This is a genomic window from Natronococcus sp. A-GB1, from assembly GCF_029688845.1.
In the GTDB taxonomy this organism is placed as follows: Archaea; Halobacteriota; Halobacteria; order Halobacteriales; family Natrialbaceae; genus Natronococcus.
The window spans coordinates 1-2,123 of the sequence record NZ_JARUKW010000049.1 but is presented as its reverse complement, the minus strand read 5'-3'; the positions used below and the strand labels follow the sequence as shown (position 1 = coordinate 2,123).

Genomic DNA, 2,123 nt, shown 5'->3' with positions numbered 1-2,123 from the left:
AGCGCGAGGGCACCGTAGAAAGGGTCCTCCTTCTCTATTATCGTAGAACCAGAAGCTAATCGCCATTGCTAATAGGCTGTTATCACTAAACTAATCTCAGTCAGCTGTTTTTGCTACTATCCCCAACATAATCTATATACTAGTAGAAGTGTTATATTTGAGTAGAGAAATAATCGGGGGACTGGCTCAATCATATGTTCAGAAAAAACAAGGAACACGAACAAGAGAAGCTCTTTTCGCCAGTAAAAGAGCTTCCGTCTAACGTCAAGCGGAAATTAGACGATCATTGGTCGTCTCACTTTTACGATCTTGTCTTCACTCAAATTGATGAAGAGAAGTTCGAGGTACTCTACCACGATGGGTATAGTCGTCCGAACAAGCCAGTTAATGAACTCGTCTCGTTGGAGATCATCAAACACCTGATGAACCTCTCGGACGAAGAACTCGAACACGCCTACATCTTCGATTTCCGTGTCCGGAACGCTCTTGGCAAGGAATCTCTCGACGACAATATCTGCCCGAAGACGTTCACCAACTTCCGGCGGCGGTTGCTCGAATACGAGGAAGACACTGGACGCGATCTGTTGCACGAGGTCTTCACGGACCACCGCGATTATCTCCAGGATGAGTTCGAAATTGACGCCAGCACTCAGCGGATGGATTCGACGTTGGTTGAGGCCAATATCAAGGAGCTTTCCCGGATGGACTTGCTCGGGAGGGTTGTCTACAACTTCCTAACCGACCTGCCTGAAGACCGCCTCGAAGAGCTTCCAGCCGACATGGACACATTCGCCAACAGGGAGAAATCAGAATTGTCCTACGAACTTGACCCTGAGGAAGCGTCGGCTGCCATGGAGACACTCGCCGACTGGGCGGGGTGGCTCGTCGAAGAATTCGAGAGCCACCCCGACTATACCGAACTGGAGAGTTTCGGCCACCTACAGCGTGCCTTCACCGAACAATGTTACCAGCTCGGTGAACTCGAAGAAGACGACGAAGACACGGATGATACCAACCCCGCCGAGGACTCGGCGGGGTGGGAACCTCACCGAACATTGAGTGCTGTCACCGAGGACAACGCGCATGAGGACGAAGCGGAATCAACTGAATCGGAGGAGCAAGAGCAAGAGGAGGACTCGCCCATCGAGCTGCGGAATCCCTCCGGGATTCCCAGCGATTCGCTCCACAGTACGCACGATGACGAGGCGACGTACCGTCGGAAACGCGGTGAAGAATACTTCGGCTACGTGACGAACCTGGCCGAAACAGTCGATCCAGACGAGGAGACTGAAAACTCGTTCCGGCTCATCACTGCCGTCAGAACGGACACTAACAACACCGATGACGGAGAGTTGTTGGATGAAGATGTTGAAGATCTCCGGTACGGAACTGGACTGACTGATCTCCTTGTTGACGGTGGCTACACGCACAAAGAGGTAGAGTCACGCTGCACTGGTCATGGGATCACACAGCATTTTACCGGACTCACGGGTGAGAATCCACCTGAGGAGAACGTCTCACTTGCTGATGCGGAGTGGGACGGGCACCGAATGGTTGCGTGTCCTGCCGGACACGAACCATTCGAGCAGCGGTACATGCCCGAGAGTGGCCGGATTTCGGGACGCATGGCCAAAGAGTTCTGTGAGGGTTGTCCACACAAGGAGAATTGCTTCGTGGAGGAAAAGCAGCAGTTCTACAGTTATGGCTTCTACGAACGGCGGTTAGAAGTGGCTCAGAGACGCAAACGGTTGAACGATCCAGACGAGCAGGAGTTTCTGAACGTACGTGCCGGGGCTGAGTCGATGGTCAACGAGGTATATCACCAAGATAGGGAGAAAACACGGTTCACGGGGACGATCAAGGTGAAGAATGCGTCGATAGCGAAAGCAATCGGGACAAATCTGAAACGCGCCTCACGATTCATGGAATCGGAGGCGCAAACGGAGAAATTAGTGGGGTAGACGGCAAGGAAGGGGCTGTTGTCGACGTCGCAGTACCTCACAAGTTCTTGTAATGAGGGTAGGTAATGAGAGTGAGAGGTTGAGAGGCTTCTGCGAAGAATTGGATCTCGTTCACATGTCGTGATTTACTGCTCAGAATCCCCCCTTTCTCCAGCACCCTCA

At 52.3% G+C, this 2,123-nt stretch carries 1 protein-coding gene; it reads left to right on the top strand.

What is annotated here, in order from left to right; translation table 11 throughout:
- The first annotated feature begins 194 nt into the window (after positions 1-194).
- The gene (locus tag QA600_RS22725) at positions 195-1,961 is read left to right on the top strand and encodes a transposase (RefSeq protein WP_278294216.1); all 1,767 of its coding nucleotides are present in this window, start codon (positions 195-197) and stop codon (positions 1,959-1,961) included.
- Positions 1,962-2,123: the final 162 nt, after the last annotated feature.